Origin of the sequence: Actinopolymorpha sp. B9G3 (assembly GCF_040120725.1) — a bacterium.
Classification (GTDB): Bacteria; Actinomycetota; Actinomycetes; order Propionibacteriales; family Actinopolymorphaceae; genus Thermasporomyces.
The window spans coordinates 16,653-38,383 of record NZ_JBEEAB010000019.1 but is presented as its reverse complement, the minus strand read 5'-3'; the positions used below and the strand labels follow the sequence as shown (position 1 = coordinate 38,383).

20 protein-coding genes are annotated in these 21,731 nt (G+C 67.7%); 12 read left to right on the top strand and 8 right to left on the bottom strand.

The window, feature by feature from the left end; all coding sequences use genetic code 11:
- Nucleotides 1-339 (bottom strand): DUF3140 domain-containing protein, encoded by a 339-nt coding sequence (locus tag ABNF93_RS26595; protein WP_349330923.1) that lies wholly within the window; start codon nt 337-339, stop codon nt 1-3.
- A 26-nt stretch (nt 340-365) separates the two neighbouring features.
- Nucleotides 366-1,319, bottom strand: coding sequence for a hypothetical protein (locus tag ABNF93_RS26590; protein WP_349330922.1), 954 nt, complete (start codon nt 1,317-1,319; stop codon nt 366-368).
- Nucleotides 1,320-1,539: 220 nt separating this feature from the next.
- Between ABNF93_RS26590 and ABNF93_RS26585 the strand changes: the two genes are divergently transcribed.
- Nucleotides 1,540-2,502, top strand: coding sequence for an aldo/keto reductase (locus ABNF93_RS26585; RefSeq protein WP_349330921.1), 963 nt, complete (start codon nt 1,540-1,542; stop codon nt 2,500-2,502).
- A gap of 147 nt (nt 2,503-2,649) precedes the next feature.
- Here ABNF93_RS26585 and ABNF93_RS26580 read toward each other — a convergent pair whose 3' ends face one another.
- On the bottom strand, nt 2,650-3,690 hold the full coding sequence (locus ABNF93_RS26580; protein WP_349330920.1) for a Gfo/Idh/MocA family protein: 1,041 nt from the start codon (nt 3,688-3,690) through the stop codon (nt 2,650-2,652).
- Between the two features lie 537 nt (nt 3,691-4,227).
- Nucleotides 4,228-4,821: a GNAT family N-acetyltransferase gene (locus ABNF93_RS26575; protein ID WP_349330919.1), complete on the bottom strand. Its 594-nt coding sequence runs from the start codon at nt 4,819-4,821 to the stop codon at nt 4,228-4,230.
- Between the two features lie 341 nt (nt 4,822-5,162).
- On the opposite strand from ABNF93_RS26575, the gene ABNF93_RS26570 reads away from it, so the two are divergent.
- A complete protein-coding gene (locus ABNF93_RS26570; protein WP_502877629.1) occupies nt 5,163-5,705 on the top strand; it encodes an HNH endonuclease signature motif containing protein in 543 nt (180 codons plus the stop codon).
- Nucleotides 5,706-5,759: 54 nt separating this feature from the next.
- On the opposite strand, the gene ABNF93_RS26565 is transcribed toward ABNF93_RS26570, so the two are convergent.
- Nucleotides 5,760-6,920, bottom strand: coding sequence for a TetR/AcrR family transcriptional regulator (locus tag ABNF93_RS26565; RefSeq protein WP_349330918.1), 1,161 nt, complete (start codon nt 6,918-6,920; stop codon nt 5,760-5,762).
- Between the two features lie 81 nt (nt 6,921-7,001).
- Between ABNF93_RS26565 and ABNF93_RS26560 the strand changes: the two genes are divergently transcribed.
- From ABNF93_RS26560 to ABNF93_RS26550, 3 genes are all read left to right on the top strand, one after another.
- A complete protein-coding gene (locus ABNF93_RS26560; protein WP_349330917.1) occupies nt 7,002-8,240 on the top strand; it encodes a cytochrome P450 family protein in 1,239 nt (412 codons plus the stop codon).
- A 148-nt stretch (nt 8,241-8,388) separates the two neighbouring features.
- A complete protein-coding gene (locus ABNF93_RS26555; protein WP_349330916.1) occupies nt 8,389-9,471 on the top strand; it encodes a hypothetical protein in 1,083 nt (360 codons plus the stop codon).
- A 5-nt stretch (nt 9,472-9,476) separates the two neighbouring features.
- Nucleotides 9,477-9,749, top strand: a complete 273-nt coding sequence (locus ABNF93_RS26550; protein WP_349330915.1) for a hypothetical protein — start codon at nt 9,477-9,479, stop codon at nt 9,747-9,749.
- On the opposite strand, the gene ABNF93_RS26545 is transcribed toward ABNF93_RS26550, so the two are convergent.
- A complete protein-coding gene (locus tag ABNF93_RS26545; RefSeq protein ID WP_349330914.1) occupies nt 9,739-11,724 on the bottom strand; it encodes an ABC transporter substrate-binding protein in 1,986 nt (661 codons plus the stop codon). The genes ABNF93_RS26550 and ABNF93_RS26545 overlap by 11 nt on opposite strands.
- A 201-nt stretch (nt 11,725-11,925) precedes the next feature.
- Between ABNF93_RS26545 and ABNF93_RS26540 the strand changes: the two genes are divergently transcribed.
- Complete coding sequence (locus ABNF93_RS26540) at nt 11,926-12,624, top strand: DUF998 domain-containing protein (protein WP_349330913.1); 699 nt, start codon at nt 11,926-11,928, stop codon at nt 12,622-12,624.
- Between the two features lie 20 nt (nt 12,625-12,644).
- Nucleotides 12,645-13,436 carry an SDR family NAD(P)-dependent oxidoreductase gene (locus ABNF93_RS26535; protein ID WP_349330912.1) on the top strand — a complete coding sequence of 264 codons (792 nt, stop codon included), beginning with the start codon at nt 12,645-12,647 and terminating at the stop codon, nt 13,434-13,436.
- Here the strand turns inward: ABNF93_RS26535 and ABNF93_RS26530 are convergent.
- On the bottom strand, nt 13,415-14,299 hold the full coding sequence (locus ABNF93_RS26530; RefSeq protein WP_349330911.1) for a DUF6454 family protein: 885 nt from the start codon (nt 14,297-14,299) through the stop codon (nt 13,415-13,417). The genes ABNF93_RS26535 and ABNF93_RS26530 overlap by 22 nt on opposite strands.
- Before the next feature lie 491 nt (nt 14,300-14,790).
- On the opposite strand from ABNF93_RS26530, the gene ABNF93_RS26525 reads away from it, so the two are divergent.
- The 5 genes from ABNF93_RS26525 (at nt 14,791) to ABNF93_RS26505 (ending at nt 20,265) form a co-directional block, all read left to right on the top strand.
- Nucleotides 14,791-15,174 (top strand): hypothetical protein, encoded by a 384-nt coding sequence (locus ABNF93_RS26525; RefSeq protein ID WP_349330910.1) that lies wholly within the window; start codon nt 14,791-14,793, stop codon nt 15,172-15,174.
- 440 nt (nt 15,175-15,614) lie between these two features.
- Entirely contained in the window at nt 15,615-16,406 is a 792-nt protein-coding gene (locus ABNF93_RS26520) for a hypothetical protein (RefSeq protein ID WP_349330909.1), read from the top strand.
- A gap of 145 nt (nt 16,407-16,551) precedes the next feature.
- Entirely contained in the window at nt 16,552-17,100 is a 549-nt protein-coding gene (locus ABNF93_RS26515; protein WP_349330908.1) for a (2Fe-2S)-binding protein, read from the top strand.
- Nucleotides 17,088-19,397, top strand: a complete 2,310-nt coding sequence (locus ABNF93_RS26510) for a xanthine dehydrogenase family protein molybdopterin-binding subunit (RefSeq protein ID WP_349330907.1) — start codon at nt 17,088-17,090, stop codon at nt 19,395-19,397. Before ABNF93_RS26515 ends, ABNF93_RS26510 begins: the two co-directional genes overlap by 13 nt.
- On the top strand, nt 19,375-20,265 hold the full coding sequence (locus ABNF93_RS26505) for an FAD binding domain-containing protein (protein WP_349330906.1): 891 nt from the start codon (nt 19,375-19,377) through the stop codon (nt 20,263-20,265). Before ABNF93_RS26510 ends, ABNF93_RS26505 begins: the two co-directional genes overlap by 23 nt.
- A gap of 194 nt (nt 20,266-20,459) precedes the next feature.
- On the opposite strand, the gene ABNF93_RS26500 is transcribed toward ABNF93_RS26505, so the two are convergent.
- Nucleotides 20,460-21,683 carry an NsdA family TPR-like regulatory protein gene (locus ABNF93_RS26500; RefSeq protein WP_349330905.1) on the bottom strand — a complete coding sequence of 408 codons (1,224 nt, stop codon included), beginning with the start codon at nt 21,681-21,683 and terminating at the stop codon, nt 20,460-20,462.
- Nucleotides 21,684-21,731: the final 48 nt, after the last annotated feature.

Below are 21,731 nucleotides of genomic sequence, written 5' to 3'. Positions count from 1 at the left end.
TCAGTGCTTCAGCGGGTCGTGGCCCCAGTTCATCAACGAGTACCGCCACCGGCTCTCCGTCACGTCCTTGGCCGGACGCTGCGCGAGGTGACGCTTGACGTAGCCGACGACTTTGCGCATGTGGTCGACGTCCTCATCAGTCAGTTCGTTCTTGTTCTTGCCCAGCAGCGTGACGATTTTTCGGCCGGACTCGTGGCCCGTCGATTCGCCGCCGTCGCGGCGCTGGCCGACCGACTGGGACTTCTCGGTGGCGAGCCACCGCTCGAGTTCCTTTGCCGTCATGTTGACGGCTGCCTTCCAGTCGTTCCAGATGGCATCGACAGACGAGGACTTCACCATGTCAGGTCTTCCGCTATCAGCGGCGGCTAAACGCGGTCGTGGATGCGACTCGCCCAACCAGCCGGCCGCACGCCGCTCCTGCTGTCTCGGCGGTCGGGCAGGGACCGGACGATGAACGCGAGGCCGAGAGCGATCCCGAACACCCACCAGACAAGAGCGCGCAGCGACGCCGCGAACGCGTCGTAGGCCGCCTCGCCGAGCACCCGCTGGTCGGGGGCGAGCGAGGTCAGGGTCGGCTCGCGGGCCATGGCGATTCCGAGGACGAGGACGGCCATCGCGACCGTGGTCCCGGCCAAGACCGCCAGGAGCGTACGCCGGCTTGGCGACGCGGCAAGCGCCACCAGGAAACTTCCGGCCCCGATCACGGGAAGGATCACCCCGAGAATCGCCACCACGTCGTACCACCTCTGAGCCTCGGCGAGAGGCGCGGACTCGACGACCACGAACCGAAGCGACGGCGAGCGTACGTCCCGGACGGCGTCGAACCCGTCGTCGACCAGTCGCCGCTTCGCCTCCTCCACCAGCGGAGTCAGCTCGACGATGATCGGGGTGTTGCGCGGTGAGCCGGTGGCGATGGCGTCCCGGGCGTCCCTCAGCGCGGTCGTCCAGACCTGCGTCGCGACCGGACTGTCGAGCGTCTCGCGGACGTCCTTCTCGATGAGCGCCGCAAGTGCCGCCTCGGTCGGATCGAGGACGCTGCCCAGGTGCCGGCGGACCAGAGAGCGCGGAATCCCCAGGCCGGCAAGGGCATCGACGGTGCCGTCGACGATCTTCGGCAGGTCGGCCTGTCGTCGGATGTCGTCGGTCACCCGGGTCGCGATGGCCGCCTGGATCTCAGGATCCTTGATCAGCGGTCCGGCGGTCTCGGCGTACCCCTCGGTGCGCAGCTCCTGGCCCGCCCAGATCACGGGGACGGCGGCGAGAACAGCCAGGCTCCCCACCAGCACAAGCACGCCCGCCAACATGTCGCGGACAGTCATGCCCGCCAGAATCTCACGGCGAGCCCGGCGTGCCGGTGCGCTTCCCTGCCGGCACGTCCACGTGCGGCCACTCTGCTGGGCGTTCAGCGGCGATTGGGAGGTTATGGCCCGGACGTGGTGGCTTGTGACCATCCGTCGGGTGACTGAGCAGTGGGACTGCTGAAACCGAGCGGATTCTTCTGTTGGACGTCTCACCGGGAAGGCGCGCAAGATGGGCACCATGGACTTCACTCAACTCGGTCGCACCGGCCTCAAGGTCAGCCGCCTCTGCCTCGGCACCATGAACTTCGGACCGCACACCTCCGAAGCCGACGCGCACGCGATCATGGACGCGGGCCACGACAAGGGCATCAACTTCTACGACACCGCCAACGGCTACGGGGGCGAGGGTCATCGTGGCCGCACCGAGGAGATCATCGGCCGGTGGTTCGCCCAGGGCGGCGGGCGGCGGGAGAAGACCGTCCTCGCCACCAAGGTCTACGGCGACATGGCCAACAACTGGCCGAACTCCGGGCGCCTCTCCGCCCTGAGCATCCGCCGGAACCTCGACGCGAGCCTCAAGCGGCTGCAGACCGACTACGTAGACCTGTACCAGTTCCACCACATCGACCGGTACACGCCGTGGGACGAGATCTGGCAGGCCCTCGAGGTCGCCGTCACCCAGGGCAAGGTCCTCTACGTCGGCAGCAGCAACTTCGCCGGCTGGCACATCGCCCAGGCGCAGGCCGCGGCGGAGAAGCGCAACTACCTCGGCCTGGTCAGCGAGCAGTCGAAGTACAGCCTCCTCACCCGTGCCATCGAGCTCGAGGTCATCCCCGCCGCGGAGCACTACGGCCTCGGCATCATTCCGTGGTCGCCGCTCGCCGGCGGACTGCTCGGGGGCGTCCTCGGCAAGGTCGAAGGAAAGCGCCGGCAGCAGGCCGAGGCGATCGAACGCCACCGGCCGCAGCTCGAGCAGTTCGAGAGCCTCGCCGCCGAGCTCGGTCACCAGCCCGGCGACGTCGCACTCGCCTGGATCCTCGCGCAGCCCGCGGTCACGGCGCCGATCATCGGGCCCCGCACCATGGACCAACTCGACGCCGCGGAGCGCGCACTCGAGATCAAGCTGGACGACAAGGCACTGGGTCGCCTGGACGAGATCTTCCCCGGTCACAAGACCGCGCCGGAGGACTACGCCTGGTAGGACCCCGCACGAAGGAGTTTGGTCGCGTCGTACGGCAGAGCGGCGCGACCAACCGACCACCCCAGCGGGGTCGGCGACACACCACGTGCCGCCGACCGGAACCGTCGCTGAACCCGAGAGGTGACTCCCTCGCCCACCGTGGCCCGCCTACGCGAACCCGGTCTGCCGGCGGGCGTCCTCGATGATCTGGATCTGGCGCCGTACGCTCGCAGCCGTCACGAACACGTCGGCCCCCTCGCGAAGCGTCGACTCGAGCTTGTCGTAGTACCGCAGCGCCGCGGAGCGGGTCCTGCGGCCGAGCGTGCGGACCTCCTCCTCCCAGCTGATCTGCTCACCCGTGCCGTACCGCCGTCCCGCTGCCGGACCCTCGTTGAGTTCCAGCGCGCCCAGCGAGTCCGGATCGAACCACCGCAGCGTGAACGTCGTACCGTCGCCGACGAGCGCTCCGGTCGTGCCGGAGAGCTGCCACGCGGGTTGCGGCAGCGCCACGCAGAAGCTCGACTCGATGTCGGCCAACGGGCCACTCCCGCCGCGCAAGCAGAGCTTGACGTGATCCTCGGCGTCGCCGAGACCGACCGTGTGCCGCAGGTCGGCGTACACCTCGATCGGTCCGTCGCCGAGAAGCAGGAGCACCTGGTCCATCAGGTGCGGCACCGTGTTGGAGAGTTCGCCGCCGCCGTACTTCCGCAGCATCTGCCAGTCCGCGCGCCGTTGGAACCGATGGGACGTACGACGGACCATCACGAGATCGCCCAGGCGCCCGGACGCGAGGACCTCCTGGACGTACTCGAAGTCGGCGTCGAGCCGGCGCGGCTGGTAGCAGGTCAGCACCCGGTCGGCGGCCTTGGCTGCGGCGATCATCTGGTCCACCTCGGCGGCGGTCCCGGCGAACGGCTTCTCGACGACGACGTGGCGCCCCGCCTCGAGGGCGGTGATCGTCAACGGAACATGGGTGTGCGACGGGGAGGCCACCACGACGACATCGAGATCGGCGTTCGCGAGCAGCTCCTCGGGCTCGATGTACGTCGCGCAGCCGAAGCGTTCCCGCGCCTCCCCCCGCCGGTCCTCGACCGGATCGGCGACGGCCGTCACGTCGAAGCCGTCGTGCTCGGCGATGGCGTCGGCGTGGATGTTCCATCCACTTCTGCCGAGGCCGAGAATGCCGACCCGGAGCGGTGCGTCGGGCATCGCGTGGTCCTTTCGGTCGAGGTTCGTCGCTTGTCAGCCTGCCGGCTTGGTTGGTTCCGGGCCAAGCGGACCGACCAGTCACGGCCAGCGGACCGGGAGAAACGATCAACGGCGGCGGCACCTGACACGTGGCGGGTGACTTGTCCCAGGGTCTGGAGTTTGTCCCGATCTTGTCCCGATCTGGACGAGCTCCAGGCCATCGGCCACAGGTAGCCGCCGCCGTCCAGATCCCGGGCCGTGGGCGACAGGTCGCCGACGGCGTGGCGCACCCAGACGTTGGGTTCGACGTAGACCGCGTGCCCGGCTTGCGTGTCGCACTGCACCGGCACCAACGCGTGCGGGACATCGACCGGACCGTCCTCGTCGACGGGCAGGCCCGTCCACCCGCGCCACCGGCTGAGCGAGGCCGCGATTACCCAGGACGTCGGCGCGACTCCGTCGAGTTGGCCACCGGCGCGTACATGCGTACGCAGCCATGGGTCGTACGGCAGTCCGTCCGCGCGGACGCGCCCCGGAGTTCAAGGTGACGTGCATCGGCTACGCCCCGTCACTCATCGAGTCGGGAGGAGCATTGAATGTCTTGACGTACCGCCGGCAGACGTAGACCCGCCGGAACCGCTGCCGCAGCGACGCTTCGTGATCTCGAGACGCGTGCATGAACGCCGTCAGCGGCCTGCTCAACCCTGGTGGGGTTTCGAAGCCGGTCGCGTCGTCAGCGTCGACCTTGTGGACATGGAGATACGAGAAGTTTTCGACGAATCCGGCACGCTGGTACCACTGGTTCGCGGGCACGTCCTCCCGGGTCCACGCGTCGAGCGTGCTCACCGCGTAGCGTGCCAGTGCGGCTTCCGTCTTACGCAGAAGCGCGGTCGCGATGCCGCGTCGCGCATGATCCGGATGCACGGCGAGCACCTCGATCGTCGCGTTTGCCCCATCGACCTGGGCGTCCAGGATGCCCACGACCGACTTGTCGGCCGCCGCCACGTGGCGGGCGGACGGGTGGGCATAGGCCGGACGTTCGGTCACGACGTCGTCGTAGTAGTTGGTGTGGAAGAAGCTCAGCAGCCGACAGCGAAGCCAGCTGTCGGCATCTCGGTCCTGATACTCACGAATGACGTACGAAGCGCACACGGAAGAACTCCAGAGGGGAGCGAGAACGAGTCGGGTCCCACGCGACGGATCGCAGCGGGGCCGAAGGTCAAGACGGCCAGACTCACTTCGAGCGCATCCCCCAGATCCTGCACGAGCGGTCGCCAGGTCGGCAAGAGCGTTTGCGCACTCGCTGATCAGGAAGCCAGAGAACTCCGCCGGCGGGAACTGTCCATCAGTGACGATCCCTACAGCACGAGCAGTTTCCTCCGCGGCAAGCTCGACGCCGAGACCACCGAGCTCCTTCGCGTCGCCCTCGAACCACTTGCCAAGCCCCGACCGACGACCGCAGACGGACCCGACATGCGGACCAGCGCGCAACGATGGGCGACGGGTTCCACGAACTCCTCCGTCGCTACCTTGGCTCAGGACAGTCACCCACTCACGCCGGAGAGAAACCACACCTCGTCATCACGGTCACCGACGCCAACCTGATCAACGGCACCGGCTACGCATCCCTGCTCCACACCGGCACCCCGATCTCCGCTCGTACCGCCCAACGCGTGGCGTGCGATGCCAAGATCAGCCTCTGGGGCACCATCAACAGCGAACCGGCCCTCACCGACGGCACCCGCCTCTTCACCGGCAAGACCCGTCGACTGTTGGAGCTACGAGACGGCGGCTGCGCATTCCCCGGTTGCGACCGACCGCCGTCGTGGTGCGACGGACACCATGTCACAGCCTGGCTCCATGGCGGACCGACCACCGTCGGAAACGGCGTCTTGTTGTGCGGATACCACCACCGGCTCATCCACCAAGGAGCCTGGCAGGTTCGTATCGCCGACGACGGCATGCCGGAGTTCATTCCGCCCGACTGGATAGACAAGAACCGCGACCCGTTACGCAACAACAGACTCCGCACATAGACACGTGATCGTGTCGTGAGGTTCTGCGCCGCATAGGCGCCTTCCCCTTCATCATCACGGGCTGGCGCGGCCGCCCGCAGTCGCAGCGGCGTGGCAGGCACCGTAGCCTTCCGCGCGGGCGACGATCCTGCCCGCCTCGATGCGTACGGCCGCTTCGGTGGCGTCGCTGACCGCAGGGACACCGGCAGCGGCGGCAAGGGCACCGGTTTCGTCGTACACGATCTGCAACCGTGGCCACGTCGACGGCGGGAACGCCTGGCGGAGGCAGACGCGGAAGTCGGCGATGGTCAAGCGGGCAAGGGGAATCAGTTCGCGCGGCGCGCTGGAGACGAGGACCGCCGTGACGTCGGCACCGGACGGTGCGGCGCGCACGGCTTCCTCGATGGCCGCGAGCCGGTGCAGGCCGAGGACCGCGACCACGCCGTCGCCGCTGAGGCGCGCAGGCTCTCCGTGGATCGCATCGGTCGCAGGCAGCGGCGACCAGCCGTCATCGGCCGCTCGCGCAGGAGGAACGTAGGGAAGGTGCGTGGGCTGCCACCGCTCGTCGAGTTCGAGAGCGGCCAGCTGTCCGCAGGCCCGGATAACGTTGAACGGCTCGACGAACCCGGGTGCCGTGGCGGCCAGCTGGCTGGCGCCCTGCAACGTCGTGAGGACGGCTTCGGCGACCCCGACCAGGCGGCCGGCGCCACGGGACGGTGGGCGTAGCCGCTCCAGCGCGAGCCCGAGCACGAGTGCGTCGAGCCTCATCAGTTGTGCGTACGGATGGCGCGTCCGCTCGTCGGCCGCGACCTCAGGCATCAGGTCCATGCCGAGCAGGCCAGCGCTGCGCTGGGTGTCCGTGGCGAGGGGAAGACGGGCGAGCCACGCACGGCTGAACGCCTCGAGCGCCTCCTGGACGGTCTCGCCGGCGGGCGGGAGTGCCTCCTCGGGCACACGTTCGGCGTCCTCGGCAAGGACCGCGAAGTAGAGCGCCCGCTTGCCAGGAAAGTTGGAGTAGACAGCACCGCGGGTGAGCTCCGCGCGCTCGGCGATGCTGTCGACCTTGGCCGCGCGAAATCCGCGCTCGATGAACTCGTCGCGAGCAGCGGCCAGCACCTTCGCGCGGTTGCGCCCCTGCATCTCCGCCCTGGTGAGCCGGGCCATTGAGTTCCCCTGCTTCCTGCGGTGGCCGGTCCGGGGCCCCGGTGCAAACGTCGACTTTCCGGTCGTTGCCATGCGGCTCGAGCCAAGATACCGTCACCATTGAAATGATGTGAACATCTGCCATGATCATCTGACAGATCGCAAGGAGTGCACATGACCGATCTCGAGCTAGCTGTGGACGGCGTGCCGGAGATTGATCTGACCGACATCGAGGTCCTGCGCGATCCGTTCACCGCCTACGGCGCGGCGCGCGAGCGGTCGCCGATGGCGCGGATCCAGATCCCCGGCATCGGCCCGGTCTGGGTCGTCACCCGGCATGCGGACGCGAAGGCGATGCTGAGCGATCCGCGGTTCGAGATCAACGCCGACAGCTTCACACCGCCGCCCGGCATCCCCGCCGAATGTCTGCCGTACATGCGGACCATGGCCGAGATGAACGGGCCCGAGCACATGCGGCTGCGGAGGCTGGTCGCGCCGGCATTCTCCGTACGCCGGGCCGCGGAGTTCCGTCCACGGATCGAGCGGATCGTCGAAATCCTGCTCGACGGTCTGCCCGGCAACGGCGAGGCAGCCGGCGATGGCTCGGTTGACCTACTGCGGCATTTCGCCCGGCCGCTGCCGATCGAGGTGATCTGCGAGCTGGTCGGCATCGCCGAGCCCGACCGTCCGCGGTGGCGGGACTACGGCGCCCTGGTCGCGGCAGGCGTAGGTCAGGGGTTCGCCGAGGCAGTCCCAGGAATCATCAACGGCGCCAAAGCCGCGATCGCCCGCCGACGCGACGAGATCGCGGACGACCTGCTCTCCGACCTCATCCGAGCGCAGGCCGAGGACGGCGACCGCCTCAGCGACACCGAGCTGGTCACCCTGGTCTGGCACCTCGTCCTCGCGGGACAGACGCCGACGAACCTCATCGCCAATTCCGTACGCGCACTCCTCGCCCACCCCGACCAGCTCACCGCGCTACGTGCGGATTCGGCTCTCATCCCTCGCGCTGTGGAGGAGCTGATCCGCTGGTGCGGTCCGACTCTCCTGACGATTCCCCGGTACGCACGCGAGGATGTCGAGCTCGGCGGGGTCCTCGTCGCCAAAGGCGCACCGGTCACAGCTTCCGTCGCCGCCGCCAACCGGGATCCGCGGGCGTTCGCCGGCACCGGGGCCCAGCCGGACCAGCTGGACATCCGCCGGACCGTCACACCACTGGGGCACCTGGGCCTCGGTCACGGTCCGCACTTCTGCCTCGGGTCGGCCGTGGCCCGCGTGGAAACGGAGGTCGCACTCGCCGGGCTGCTGCGGCGCTTTCCGGATCTCGCGTTGGCCGTACCGCCGGAGGACGTGGACCACGTCCCAGACCCGGGCACCTGGCGGCTGGCGTCACTGCCGGTCACCCTCTGATACAGGCCTGCCGCCGGTACCCCACGACCGCCGGCGGCTCGGCGCCGACTGGGACGTCGCCCGTGTGTCGGCCGGTCCGATGTAAGTCCGCTGTAAGTGCGGGTCTGGAACGCTCGTCCTTTCGAGGCGTCTTCGAGACGGAGGACTGGTGGCGTTCTACGTCGACCCCGACGGGTTGTATGGCTACAGCGCGCTTCTTGGCCAGTACGCGAAGGACGCCGAGTACCTGCAGCGATATCTGACCAGCGGCGACCTCGGCGCCTGGCAGCTGGCCGTTCATGTGCCGAACTCCTACGCCGCAAACCTCGTCGGCACGCTCCACGCCTACCTCCTCGTTCGCGCAGACGTCCGCCTCGGCCACATGAGGAGAGTCGCCAACGGTAGTGCGGAAGCATTGAACAGCGCAGGCCACTTCTACGTCTACACAGATCGCGAGTCGGCCGAGAAGCTCGAGCAATATTATCCGGATACCGTCAATCACTACGGTGTCCCGGATGGCAGCGCCAAGGATCCACACGTGGTCTTCGAAGTCGACGAAGACGGCGTCGTCGATCTTGTCACCGAAGCCGAGCGCAAGGACGCCGACGACGATCTCGGGATAGACCTCAACTCCGTTCAGAAGGAACTGGACTTCTGGTCGAACCTCCTGAGTCCGAGTCACTGGGTCCGGAAGATCCTCAAGGCCGGCTACGGCATCGATCCGGTCGAAGAGGTGATGGAGTTCTACGTCGGCAACTGGGAGGCCTGGCGAGACGCTGCCAAGGCATGGCGCCGATGCGGCACTGCCGTCCATCACATGTGGGCGTTCCAAGCCAGGGAATACACTCATCTCGCCGACTACTGGCGGGGACGTGCGCAAGGAGCCGCGGAAGACCATTTCGCGAGCTTCGCCGCCGCCACTGAAGCGGAAATCGACTACTACAAGTCGTATCTGTTCGACGGCTATCGGAGCATCGCCGAGCATCTCTTCGAGGTACACCAGATCGTGAGCCAGTGCATCAATATCATCCTCGACCTCGCGATTCCCCTTGGCTGGGCCGGTCTGACCCGGTTGTTCATCAAGGGCGGCGAGGCTCTCGAACTGATCGAGCACGCCTTGAACCTCATTGCCCAGACACTGGGGTTGGCGAAAGAGGGCCTTGAAGAGCGGGCCAGGCCACTCTTCAAGGAGGAGCCGCCCTGCCGCATGGAGTCGATCGTCGTCTACGACCATCCAGAGAAGAAGTGGTGACCACGATGTCAGACCTCGATGCGATCCGGGTGAAGGTCCACGAACTGACAAGTCGAGCCCGAGCCGCCCGCCAGGAAGCGATCGACGCCGCGCTGACGTCGAGCGACCCACGAGTACGCGAAATGGCCGACGAGCTCGCATCGGGTCGCCAGACCTCGGTCGAGATGCTGTCCAACTCGGCCTACAACGAGATCTTCCAAGACGCGATGGAGGCAACAGACTCGCTCCGCCCACCCGCCGAGGACACCACTGCCGGTGACCCGGAACTCAGTCCCTGACGTAGAACTGCTCGGGTCCCACGGGCGCGGGGTCGGGATAGAGCGAACCTTCCGGAATCGGCTCGGGGACGTTGCGAAACGTGTCCTGCACGATCGAATAGCGGCCTGCGATCAGTACCGTTCCGATGGTGTAGAACTCGTCGGCGGAAATGCGCAGGATCTCGCCAAAGAGCCGACGCCGCTCGGCATCGTCGGCGGTCGTCTTGATCGTGTCGTACAACTCCATCTGTTCGAGCGGTGCGGCCGGTGGCTTCTCGCCCGCCTCACCATCGGTGGCGTACCAGTCCGCCCATTGCCGGGCGTAGTAGCAGCGGCCACCCACCGGGAAGAACCAACCAGGATCAAGAATCGCGTCCCGCAGCCCGTTCTCGGCGCTGTAGATGACTGCATCGTGCTGATTGGCGAAAAGTCGTTCCCAGTACAGCGGCCCACCCTGCGACTTCACCTTCATCTCGACGCCGACAGCCTTCCAGTATCCCTGGATCAGCTCGGCTGTGGACGGGTAGCTCGGGTCGAAACCGGTCGGAAGTTCGACAGTGAAAGTGATCCGCTCGCCGTCCGGACGCAGCCGGAATCCGCTGTCGTCCCGCTCCGTGTAGCCGGCTCGGTCGAGATGGTCATTGGCTTTCGCCACGTCGTACTCGGTGTACTGCCTGGCCAACTGCTCGTCGTAGAAGTCCGACTCCGGTCGGGGCGCCGACTGATAGGGCTCGCCCTGACGCTGGTGCACGGCCTTGATGAGTTCGGAGCGGTTGATGGCGTAGGAAAGCCCGATCCGAAAGTCCTTGTTCTGAAACACCTCGCGCAGCTGCCGGTTCTGGTGGGTGAGGTTGAGGCAGATCACACCTCCGTTGATGTCCGAGGTCAACTGGTCGATGAGGTGGTAGCCGCCCTTCTCGGCGTTCTGTGCGAAGACCGGCTTGTTGGCCGGCGTCAGGACGTCGGTCGAGGGAAGGCTGAACTCCCCGTTGCTCGCCCGCAGGGTCGCGGTTTCGGGACTCGTCACCACCTCGATGACCACCTGATCGAGATATGGCAGCTGGCTACCGTCGGGGTCGGTCTTCCAGTAGTACGGGTTTCGCTTGGCCACCAGGCGATTCTTCGTCAGCGCGGTGGAGACGACCCATGGGAGAAGGACGGGCAGGTCGGGGTTCTGCCAGATCGCAAGACCAGAGGTGCCGTCTCCCCCCTTGCCGAAGTAGAGCTCGCTCCACTTGGTGAGCTTCGCCTCCTTCACGAGCGCGTCGACATCGGGCGTGTAGGTCTTGTGGAACTGTCGCAGGTAGTGCTTGGGCGTCGCCGCGAGAAGGTTGCCCTCCGGACTTGCCAGGTGCTCCAGAAAGAACGCGTGCGGCTCGGCGAAGGTGAACCTGCACGTGACGTCATCCACCATCTCGAACTTCGCCGGCGTGCCTCCGGGGGCGAGCCACTGGGGAAAGACTGGCGAGAGTTCCTTGTTGCTGAAGACGTCAACGTATGCGAATGCGATGTCGTCGGTGGTGAACGGCTTGCCGTCCGACCATTTCATTCCCTTGCGCAGGTGGAGCGTGTATTCCTTGCCCTCGGCCGCCACATCCCAGGACACCACGTTCGGGATGATGCCGGTGAAGTCGGGTGCCCAGCGCACGAGGCCGTCGTAGCCGATGTTCTCGTAGACCGACGCACCGTCGATGCCCTGGATGAAGGTGTTCCACGTCCCGCCGTAGACGCCGACCTCCTGCGCTGGCTCGACCACGAGCGGCTCCTCCGGCAGACGGTTCTTGACCGGTGGCAGTGCGCCGGCCTTCACCTGGGCGGCGAGTTCGGGCGCCTCCTTGCCCTTCTTGCCGCGCGGGCCCCCGTTCCTGTCGCTCGCCGGATCCGTGCTCAACAGGTCGCATCCGACCAAGGACGTCGTGGCGAGCGCGGCGCCGCCTGCGGAGCGGAGAACATCCCGCCGGGTCGGTCTGTGCGCCCCCAGGTCTCCGATCGACATCCGGTCCCCCTCCAGGTTCCACCCGTTCACGTCGCGTGGTAGTACGCCACACTGTTTACAACGTTGGAGTCCCGAAGTCTGATGATCCTGCGATCCGACGTCAATCGAGCTGCACCAATCTGGCCACGCGTCCTGGCCGGTTCGGGCCAGTCCGCCACGACACCCGCGGGAGACACGGGACGTCCTATGCTCGATGTCATCATGTCGACTTCGGGACCGACGGCCACCCGGCCCGCTCGCCCCCCGGCGATCACCCGAGCGCTGCTCGTTTGCGGCGTGATCGCGGGCCCACTGTTCACGTTGGCGTGGGTCGTCGAGGGTGCCACCCGGGCCGACTACAACCCGGTGCGCCATCCGGTCAGTTCCCTGGCACTCGGAGCGTACGGATGGACGCAGGTCGCCAACTTTCTCGTCGCCGGCATCCTGTCGGTGGCCTTTGCGGTCGGACTGTGGCGCGAACTGCGACCTTGGGGCGGTTCGACGTGGGGACCTGTGCTGATAGGTGCGTACGGCATCGGCCTGATGGGCGCGGGAATCTTCGCCACCGATCCCGTGAGCGGCTATCCACCCGGCACCCCTGACCAGCTCGTCGAGTACACCAGCGTGCCTGCCCTCCTTCATGATCTGTTCTCGATCCCGGTGTTCGTGGGTCTGCCGATCGCCTGTTTCGTGTTCGTACGCCGATTCAACCGGTGCGGAGAGCGCGGGTGGGCGATCTACTCGGCACTGACCGGCGTCGTCTTCACAATCGGGTTCGTCCTTGCCAGTCTGGCTTTTGGCCAGGTTGCCGGTCTGGTCGAGATCGGTGGACTGCTCCAGCGCCTCACCATCACCGTCGGGTGGACGTGGCTGCTGCTGTTGGCCGTTCTCCTGCCGAGGGACCGTTCGTTGCGATCCTGATCACGAAAGGAAGGGCGTGCATGCACATCGATCTCGGAGGACGCGTCGCCATCGTGACCGGTGGCGGACGCGGTATCGGACGCGCGCTCGTGCTGCGGTTGGCGAACGAAGGCGTCACCACGGTCGCCATCGACGTCAACCAGGAAGATCTCGACGCTCTCGGCGCCGAACTCGCCGACATCGGCGTACCCTCCAGCCAGTTCGTCGGCGACGTCACCGACCTCGACCGCATTCAGGAGGTGGTCGGCGAGGTCGTACGCCGCCACGGGCGCATCGACATCCTCGTCAACAATGCCGGCGTCGCCGCGGGAGGTCCGGTCGACACCCTCCCGGTGGAGCAGTGGCACTCCTGCCAGGACGTCAACCTGACCGGCACGTTCCTCATGTGCAAGGCGGTCATCCCGGTCATGAAGAAGCAGCGCTCGGGTCGCATCATCAACGCGTCGTCGTTCGCCGCGATCGTCCCCAGCGTGGGAGGCGCGGCGTACGCATCCGCCAAGGCCGCCGTCGCACACTTCACGCGCGCCATCGCCGGTGAGCTCGGCCCGTGGAACATCACCGCGAACGCCTACGCCCCAGGAATGATCCCCACCGACATGAACCACTTCGCCGAACGCCCCGACGAGGTCCAGGACCGGCTTCTGGATCTGCTGACCATCCGCCGATGGGGCTCGCCTGAGGACATCGCCCACCTGGTGTGTTTCCTCGCGTCCGACCAGGCGGAGTACATCACCGGCACGCTCATCGACGTGAGCGGCGGCAAGCTCGCCACCCAGCGGCCGCGGACCGCTTATGACATGAGTGCCTCGTAGACGAACAGCTCGGTTCCTGATCCTTCATCCCCGTCATCGGGAGCGGCCAACAGGCGCAAGGTCTCATTGACAACCTCGAGTGCCACGGGGTTGCGCGTCATCACGTGGCCGGCGCTCGAGAAGTACGGGAACGGGATCTGGTGGAGGATCCGGTTGTCCCGCAGGTCGCGCAGCACGACGGAGCCCAGTTCGTAGCGGCCGCCGTCAGAGGTCGGTAGGGATGCCACACCGGTGCAGATCTGCTTGCGCCAGCCGACATAGTTGGCGTCCTGCACGGCGACCAGGTGATCCTCGTTCGCCTGGCGTGCAAGAGTTGTGCCGTCGGGCGTCCACTGGTACATCGCGCGGGCGTCCCAGCTCATCCCGTGCAGGTTTCCGGTGATCCGGTCGCGCACCACCGCACTGATGTGGTCATCGATCTCGAATGCCGGCGAGACCTGCGCCGTCGACGGATCGAACCGATAGATGATGGCCCTGCTGTCCGGGCGATACTCCGCGACCGGCACCCACACCGACTCACCGTCGAAGTCGATGCCACCCGGGTGGTAGACCGTGCCGTCTCCGATCTCGATGTCGGCTCGCAGATTTCCGTCGCGATCCATGAGGAGGAGATGGCCGATTCCCTTGCCAGGCGTACGATCGTGGCCGTCGGCGAGCTGCGGGCGCCGCACTGGCCACTCGACCACCTCGACCGTGGACAGCGCAATCGTGTCGCCGATCAGGGCGAGACCCTGCGGATGATGGGTCGGGAACCGCAGAGGGATGCTGCGGTTCAGCCGCCAGCGGGTCGCAGCGGTTGTTCTGGCAAAAGCCACCGTCACCGGATCATCCGCGGGCACAGCGTGCGCATTGTCCGACGTCACGTCGCTCTCCACTGGATACCAACACCTGTCCTGGTACAACCTACCGACGCCCGATCCCTGCTCCGGCGGGGTGGACCTGACGTCGATTACGACACATGAGGCTGGGCCTGTATATGGACTGGACGATGTCTTTCCAGAGGCTCCGGATTCTACTTTCTGCGAGCAACACGCGAATCTGACGATGTACGGAGTCGGCCCCTACTGTTCCGAGAAGATGCGCACGTTGGCTCTGGGAGACTGGAACGGGTTCCTGTACTGAGCCACCAGCTTGAGCCACCGCCCAAGCAAGGTGGCGGATGCGCGGCGCAAATGGGGGCCGTCGGCCAGGCAACCAGCCGACGCCACTGAGGCGTCAGAGGGGTATGCGGAGCCGAGCCACAGCAGTTCTCCTACTTCTCGCCCTCACCGCATTGCCAACCTGCCGCCCTGAGACCGCGGACCGGACTGTTGCAGCGGACAACAGCCAGAAGCCAATCCCATCCGGTGACTCTATGCTCGTAGTGGCGGCGGCCAACGACCAAATGACTGGCAGTCACGCCGACGAGTTCTTCGCCGAAGCCACCCTTCGCACCGCCTCCGGTCAGGTGGTCGGAACAGCCAGCGAGTGGCAAGCAGATCGACTTATCTTCAAAGGGCTGGCACGCGGCAGCGAGTACGTGATCGAAATGCGGGTACGGTCGTGCGGCGACGGCGAATGCGCCAACGAACGCTCAAGCGGCGACAGGACCGACGAGCATGCCGACTGTTCCATGAAGCTCGACGTCGGGGGCGCTGCCACAACTGTGCAGGTCCTCCTGCTTGATGGCGCTGAACCATGCGTGTTCGACAAATGGCAAAGATCAACCCTCATCGTCGACAGCCCTGCTCGCCGGTGAACGCGGTGGGCAGGGCCATTCGTTACATCTCGCACACCGGCAGACACAATATGTAGGCCTTGCCGTGTCGCAGACGATGACGCCGTCGCCCTCGCCAGGGTGTGTAGCCCGGCATCCGCTTCATCGCCGCACCTGGAAACAGGCATCGGTTCCGGGCACGCTGCATCCGCCGGTCGCCGCCCGCCATGGCGGTCCTCGCCCTGCGGCCACCTGTGGGATCGGACGACGATCCGGTGAGTGCGGGCCGGCGGCAAAGGCGGTACTGATCTCGTGCTCCCGTGGCACGGAATTCCTTTGCTCGCAGACAACGTGGGGTTTGCGTACGACCGTGGATTCCTTGCGTCCGGCGTCCTTCTCGTCGTTGCCGGCCTACTCATCTGTTCATCAGCAGGAGCGGAGGGTAGGTACTCCTAGGCCGGGAAAGTCATGGGGGTTCCAGAGTGACTGACAGCGACGCCGACCGCGCCCACAGTCTCGAGGATGCGAGTGCGCAGGATTGGCTGGGTTCCAACCAGGACCCCGACGTCTTCCTGAGCATTCCCGACCTCGGAGTCGAGAAGATCACCCTCAACGTGGAAGACCTCGAGGCACACGTGGACCTGCACGCGAAAGTGCTGGACATCGTGGAGATTCATGTCGGCGCGGACGCCACCCTCGGCAAGGTGGAGCTGAACATCGAGAACGTCAGCGCCCAGGCCATGCTCAAGGTGAAGCTCGACAAGGTGGCACAGATCGTCGACCGGGTGATGCGGACCATCGACAACAACCCCGAGATCCTGACGTCCCTGACGAGACCCATCGGCCGAGGTGTGGAGAAGGTCGGCCAGGGTGCTGGTGAAGGGGTCCGGGAGGTCGGCCGTGGCGCTGGTGAAGGGGTCCGGGAGGTCGCCCAGGGCGCGGGCGAAGGCGTGCGGGAGGTCGGCCGAGGCGCCGGCGAAGGTGTAGGCGAGGTCGGCCGAGGCGCCGGCGAAGGCGTGGGCGAGGTCGGCCGAGGCGCCGGCGAAGGTGTGGGCGAGGTCGGCCGAGGAGCTGGGAAGGGCGCCAGCGAGGTCGGCCAGGGTGTCGGGGACGCGGGCAGGAGCGCGGGGGAAGGCGTCCGCGACGTCGCCGGGAAGACCCCGCTGCCGGCTGACGATTCGCCGCAGGTCGAGACCGCCTACGACGCCGACTACGACGAGGTGGACGAGGGTCGGACCGTGCCGAGGCAACACCGCGGGCGAGGACGTCACTGACACGGCCCCAGGTCTAGGGCGTTGTGTCCTGAGGACGCATCCGGGACGATGGGGCAGGCGGGGGGCTGCGTCAGACGTTCGACAAAGGGGCCGCCATGGACACCGACCGCCAGCTTTCCCCGCGGATGCGTCGCCGGAGCATGCGGTGACGGCCGACGCCGCGTCGCCTCCCGACGCCGCGTCGCCTCCCGACGCCGTAACCGGTTCCGCCAGCCACGCCGACGACGGCGCCAACCGCGCCGCCGGCAGCCCTGGAACTACCAGGTTCAGCCTCAACGGCCAGCGCCACGACGTCGACGCGCCGGTGGGCCAGACCCTCGCGGAGGTCCTCCGCGACGACCTCGGCTTCACCGGCACCAAGGTCGCCTGCGGCGAAGGCCACTGCGGCGCCTGCACGGTCCTCGTCGACGGCAGGCCTACCTTGTCGTGCCTCACCCTCGCCCACAGCGTCGATGGCGCCGAGATCACCACGATCGAGGGCCTCCGCGACCACCCGATGGTCGACGCGTTCGTCCGCTGTGACGCCCTGCAGTGTGGATTCTGTACGCCAGGACAGATCGTGTCCGCCGCCGCCCTCGTGGAGGGCAACCCCGAGCCGACCCGGGAGGAGATCCGGCACGCGATGGCCGGGAACATCTGCCGGTGCGGCGCCTACCCCAAGATCGAGGAGGCGATCCTCTCGTGGCGCGCCTGATCAAGACCGAGAAGGAAGTCGAAGGCCGGTACGAAACGATCTGGCTGGTGGTCGACGAGGACTCACTCGACCAGTGGCCGGCCGGTCCGCGCGACGTCGTCGGACGCCCGGCGCTGCGCAAGTCCGCGCCGGCCCGCGCCAGGGGTGAGGCGATCTACACCGCCGACGTACGCCTGCCCGGCATGCTGCACGCGGCCGTTCTGCGTTCGCCCCACGCCCATGCCCGGGTACGCGCGATCGACCTCACCCGCGCGCTCGACGCACCCGGCGTCCGCGGCGCGATCGGGCCCGGCGACGCGCCCGAGGTCGACGAGCTGGCCGGCTACCACGGCGCGCCCGTCGCCGCCCTCGCCGCGGACAGCTTCGCCCAGGCCCGGGCCGCGCTGGACCTGGTCGAGGTCGACTGGGAGGTCCTGGAGCCGGTCCTCGACCCGGACGAAGCCGTACGGCAAAAGCACTTCACCTCCGACCCCCGCCACTATGCCCGCGGCGACTTCGACACCGCGCTCGCCGAGGCGGACGTCGTGGTCGAGTCGGAGTACCGCACCCAGACCGTGCTGCACAACTCGCTCGAGACCCACCAGTCCGTGTGTGCATGGGAGGGCGACACGCTCGTCGTCCACACGTCCACCCAGGACATCTGGGGCGTCCGCAGCGGCGTCGCCCGCGCGCTGAAGGTTCCCGCCGACAAGGTGCGGGTGATCTGCGAGTACATGGGCGGCGGCTTCGGCGCCAAGAACGACGCCGGCCACTACACGTTCATCGCGGCCGAGCTCGCCAGACGCACCGGCCGTCCCGTTCGTTGCGCGCTCACCCGCCGGGAGGAGAACCTCGCCGCCGGCAACCGCAACGCCACCATCCAACGCCTCACGATCGGCGCCAAGCGCGACGGCACGATCGTCGCGCTCGGCGGCGACTTCGTGGCGGCCCTCGGGTGGAACGGCTGGATGGCCTCGACCGCCGGCCCGATGCAGACGCTGTACGCCTGCCCGAACGTGCGTACCGTCGAGTACGCCGCCAAGCTCAACACCCCACCGATGGCGGCGTTCCGCGCACCCGGGTTCGTCGAGGGGACGTTCGGCCTGGAGTGCCTGGTCGACGAGCTTGCGGTGAAGCTGAAGATGGACCCGCTGGAGGTGCGCCGCCGCAACTACTCCAGCTCGGACCCGGCGTCCGGTGTGACGTACTCCGCCAACCACCTGCTGGACTGCTACGACCTCGCCGACAAGCACTGGGACCGCCGACACGACGTACGCGCCCGCAGCGAGGGACCGTGGCGGCGCGGCGTCGGTCTGGCGAGCCAGATCTGGTACGGCGGCGGCGGACCCCCGTCGTATGCGTGGGTGCGGGTGGGTTCCGATGCCCGCGCCACCGTGGTGACGGCCATGCAGGACATCGGCACCGGCTCGCGCACAGCCATGTCGCAGATCGCGGCCGAGGAGCTCGGTTTCCCCTTGGAGAGCGTCGACCTGGTGCTCGGCAACACCGATCGCGGGCCGTACGCGGTCGCCGCGGCCGGCTCGTCGACGACCCCGTCGATGGGGCCGGCGGTGCGCGCTGCCGCCGGCGACGCGCGGCGGCAGATCCTCGACATCGCGGCCCAGCGGTACGAACGCACGCCGGAGGAGCTGAGCCTGCGGGCCGGTCGGATCGAGACGGCCGACGGCGCCGAGTCGTGGCCGGTCGAGGAGCTTCTCGGCCTGCTCGGCAACGCGCAGATCCTCGGCACCGGCGCGCGTGGCCCCAACCCCACCGGCATGGGTGTCCACACCTTCGGGGTGCAGGTCGCCGAGGTGGCGGTCGACATCGAGACCGGCGAGATCCGGGTGGAGCGGCTGGCCGCGATCCACGACGTCGGCCGGGTCATCAACCCCCTGGGCGCGTCGAGTCAGCTCGAGGGCGGTGTGATCCAGGGCATCGGGCACACCCTGTCCGAGGAGCGGCTGCTCGACCCCGCGACCGGTGTCGTCCTCACCCAGACGCTCGACAGCTACCGGATGCCGACGATCGCCGACGTCCCCGAGATCATCACCGAGCTCGTCGACGTCCCCGATCCGAACCTCACCAGCCTCGGGGCGAAGGGACTGGGCGAGCCGCCGATCATCCCGACCGCCGCCGCCATCGCCAACGCCATTCGGGACGCGACCGGAGCCGACGTCCACGAGCTCCCGATCGACCGCGAGGAGATGCTCCGGGCGCTCCGCGACGCGGCCGACCGAGCCAACAGAGCCGACCGGGCCGACCGGGCCGACAACAAGGCAGCGAGGGAACGCCATGAAGCTCCAGCGACTGTCTAGCCTCGACGCGGCCGAGCTGGGCGGGGTCGGGTTCGACAACGGTTCGGTGCCCCTCGCCGGCGGCACCGACGTCGTACCGCTCCTCCGCGACGGGCTGCTCTCGGCCGACACCCTCGTCGACGTGCGTGCGGTCGTGCCACGCGGAATCGAGGCGTACGACGGTGCAGACGGGCAGGGCGGGGGTGTGCGGATCGGCGCGGGCACCACGCTCGCCGAGCTGGAACACGCCCCCGAAAGCGTCCCGGATGCGCTGCGGGAGGCCTGCCGGCTGTCCGCGTCCCCGCAGATCCGCGGCATGGGGTCGATCGCCGGCAACCTGCTGCAGGCGACCCGCTGCTGGTACTGGCGGCTCGGCCAGAGCTGCTGGCTGGCCGGCGGCGACCGGTGCCTCGCCCGCGCCGGCCGCGGCGACGAGCACGCCGTGTTCGGCAACAGCCACTGCTCGTCGGCACATCCGTCCGACCCGGCGGCCGCGCTGGTCGCTCTGGGGGCGACGGTCCGTACCACCCAACGGGAACTCCCCATCGCCGACCTGTACCGGCTCCCGACCGACGACAACCGCAGCAACACCACGCTCCGGCGGGGCGAACTGATCCTCGAGCTCGACGTGCCCCGGCCGGACGCCAGCACCTACCTCAAGGCGATGGACCGGGCGCGGTATGCGTTCCCGCTCGTCGGTGTGGCGGCGGTACGGCGAGGCGACGACGTACGCATCGCCCTCGCCGGCGTCGCGCCGATCCCCTGGCTGCTGGGGTCTCCCGACGGCGGGCTCAGCGGTGCGACACCGCTGCCGGGTTCGGCGTTCAAGATCGAGCTGGGCGAAGCGCTCGTCCGGCGCGCCCGCGACGCGATCGTGCCGATCTCGTAGAAGGGCTACCACCGCGAACCCTTATCCGACGTACGCGGGATCCCCGCGCCGCCACGCGATCACGTGGCTCATACGCAGCCGCTGAGCCGTCTCCTCCCGGGTTTCGCGAACGGCGGGAACGACGCTGTTCGCTCGCGGTGCGTTCGGGTCGTTGTCATGGTCGGTACGGCCCCCTCACACGTCCAGGAAATGCGTCAGCTCGCCTTCGGGGCGCGAGACAACGCCCGAAGCTGTTCGAGGAACGCGTGGGTGTCCTTCTCTCCGGGGTACCGCCGCTGGAGAAGCCTGGCCAGCTCCTGGCCGAGCATGACGAAATGCGGTAGGGACGTCCGCGCGTTGGCGATAGCGGCCCGGCCAGAGTCGACGGCACCTTCCAGGTTCCCGGTCCGTGCCGCGACGACACCCAAGGTGAACCTGGCCTCGGCGCGACGCATCGGTGAACGGTCGCCGGTGGTACGGAGTACCTCCTCCGCGAGGTTTTCCGCCATCGCGTCGTCGCCAAGAGTGCGGTAGCAGTCCATGGCATAGAAGTCGAACTTGCTGGGGTCGACGACGAAATGGTGTGCAACGTTGTCGGGGTACGGGAGAGCGTCCAGAATCTGCCGGCCACGGTCCAGCGCCACCTCCACCTGCCGGCGGTCGCCAATCCGCGCCCACGCCTTCGCCTTCTGCGCCGCGAGTTGGACAGATACGGAGTGGTCCTTGGCGGCCTCCGTACCGGCACGGGCAGCCGCTACCACACCTCGGTAGTCGCCGGATGTGAGCGCGAACCAGGCCCGCATCTCCTGTGCCCAGCCCTCGATCTCCCTGTCGCCCGACTCCTGACCGAGAGACAGTGCAGCCCGCCTCGTTGCCTCGGCCGCCGGTTCATGCCCGGCGTCGAACTCGAGGCAGCCAACCAGCAGAGCCAGCCAGCCGGCCAGCGACAGAACCTCCCGGTGCTGGGCGAGAGTGAGCCGACCGTCCCGCAAGTCCGCGACCCGGCCCAGCCACTCCCGTCCGTCGACCACCAGCTGCTCGGCCGGCACGTACGCATACTCGGTACACAGCCGGTCGACCGTGAGCCGCAAGGCATCGAGGGTCGTCCCGTCGAGGTCGGATCTACGCACCCTGGCGATAACCTCCAGAGTGTCCATGCCGGTAGCGGCGACCAGCTCACCACTTGCGTCGCGCCGGCCAACGGGGAACATGGCGTGGCGGGCTGTTCCAAAAGTGGCGGCGATCAGCCCTTGGTACCGGTCATCCGGCTTGTGCTCACCGGCTTCCCATGACTTCCAGCGGCGCAGCACATGCTCCCGGCCAGGTAGCGAGTCTCCTCCATGGGTCAGCAGCGCCCGAACCGCATCGGCCTGCGACCAGCCACGCAGCACACGTTCCCGGCGGATCCGTTCGGCCCATGCAGGAAGATTCACGGCCATGCGTCGAGTGTGGCACGAACGATCGGTGACAGAGGCATGTCACCCAGC

Bases quoted from the DNA above. Each gene is read 5' to 3' on its own strand.
- ABNF93_RS26580 (WP_349330920.1), bottom strand. From the start codon at position 3,690: ATGCCCGACGCACCGCTCCGGGTCGGCATTCTCGGCCTCGGCAGAAGT.
- ABNF93_RS26550 (WP_349330915.1), top strand. From the start codon at position 9,477: ATGTCAGACCTCGATGCGATCCGGGTGAAGGTCCACGAACTGACAAGT.
- ABNF93_RS26525 (WP_349330910.1), top strand. From the start codon at position 14,791: ATGCTCGTAGTGGCGGCGGCCAACGACCAAATGACTGGCAGTCACGCC.
- ABNF93_RS26535 (WP_349330912.1), top strand. From the start codon at position 12,645: ATGCACATCGATCTCGGAGGACGCGTCGCCATCGTGACCGGTGGCGGA.
- ABNF93_RS26570 (WP_502877629.1), top strand. From the start codon at position 5,163: ATGGGCGACGGGTTCCACGAACTCCTCCGTCGCTACCTTGGCTCAGGA.
- ABNF93_RS26505 (WP_349330906.1), top strand. From the start codon at position 19,375: ATGAAGCTCCAGCGACTGTCTAGCCTCGACGCGGCCGAGCTGGGCGGG.
- ABNF93_RS26585 (WP_349330921.1), top strand. From the start codon at position 1,540: ATGGACTTCACTCAACTCGGTCGCACCGGCCTCAAGGTCAGCCGCCTC.
- ABNF93_RS26590 (WP_349330922.1), bottom strand. From the start codon at position 1,319: ATGACTGTCCGCGACATGTTGGCGGGCGTGCTTGTGCTGGTGGGGAGC.
- ABNF93_RS26545 (WP_349330914.1), bottom strand. From the start codon at position 11,724: ATGTCGATCGGAGACCTGGGGGCGCACAGACCGACCCGGCGGGATGTT.
- ABNF93_RS26540 (WP_349330913.1), top strand. From the start codon at position 11,926: ATGTCGACTTCGGGACCGACGGCCACCCGGCCCGCTCGCCCCCCGGCG.
- ABNF93_RS26560 (WP_349330917.1), top strand. From the start codon at position 7,002: ATGACCGATCTCGAGCTAGCTGTGGACGGCGTGCCGGAGATTGATCTG.
- ABNF93_RS26565 (WP_349330918.1), bottom strand. From the start codon at position 6,920: ATGGCAACGACCGGAAAGTCGACGTTTGCACCGGGGCCCCGGACCGGC.
- ABNF93_RS26595 (WP_349330923.1), bottom strand. From the start codon at position 339: ATGGTGAAGTCCTCGTCTGTCGATGCCATCTGGAACGACTGGAAGGCA.
- ABNF93_RS26500 (WP_349330905.1), bottom strand. From the start codon at position 21,683: ATGGCCGTGAATCTTCCTGCATGGGCCGAACGGATCCGCCGGGAACGT.